This window comes from Xanthovirga aplysinae (genome assembly GCF_009711365.1).
Lineage (GTDB): Bacteria > Bacteroidota > Bacteroidia > Cytophagales > Cyclobacteriaceae > Xanthovirga > Xanthovirga aplysinae.
Map to the genome: position 1 here is coordinate 1 of NZ_SMMB01000220.1, position 735 is coordinate 735.

1 protein-coding gene is annotated in these 735 nt (G+C 33.7%); it reads right to left on the reverse strand.

The genetic code is table 11. From position 1 onward, the window contains the following. Positions 1 to 181: 181 nt before the first annotated feature. A complete protein-coding gene (locus E1171_RS00480; RefSeq protein WP_155203047.1) occupies positions 182 to 694 on the reverse strand; it encodes a hypothetical protein in 513 nt (170 codons plus the stop codon). Positions 695 to 735: the final 41 nt, after the last annotated feature.

A 735-nucleotide genomic window follows, 5' to 3' on the forward strand; every position in this document is an offset into this window, starting at 1 on the left:
GAAAGTTTTTCAAAAAATCAGTTTCACAATCTCCCCACTGGAACGGTTCAATGTTCCCAGTTTTAATCAATTCGTTTAATTGAATCTTCATTTTGTTAATGCTTTACAAAGCCCGGCTGGCTGCTGTGCTTTTTAGCGTCGGCTTTTTCGCGCGTTGGAAAAGCATGGCAGCTCGCCATTGTTATAGGCTTTTTATTATTTTTTCATTTGATCTAAATTTTCCTAGTCCTAGAAGATCAAATAAATCTATGTCATTTCTTTTATTCATTCCAAACTCTAGAAGAATCGAATTAATTGCTCTTTCTGCAGGAGGTTCATCAATATATTTATAGTTTTTTTCGTCCCAATATGTTTTAGTGGATGTAGGGCCAGATACAATGTTTCCTTTTGAATATAATATCGCTGATTGTACTCCAATCCCTCCGAAGTATTTAATTTCAATGTATCCAATTTTATCAATGTATGAATTTTCTTTTAGAACTAACTCAATGGATTTACTTAACATATTAAACTCTTCATGAGCCATTTCACTTCCTGAGTCGGCCAATTCATCCATATCATCAATTAATTTTTCAGTTAAAGGTATTAGGCAAAACCCTTCGGCAAGATTTACTTTATGTGCATGAATCCAACTATCAGACAGTTCACTAATTACATTCTCTTTTCCAATAAAACACTGTATATATTGTTCCATTTTAATTGCCTATAACGGCCGATGTATGCTTTGTTGGCATC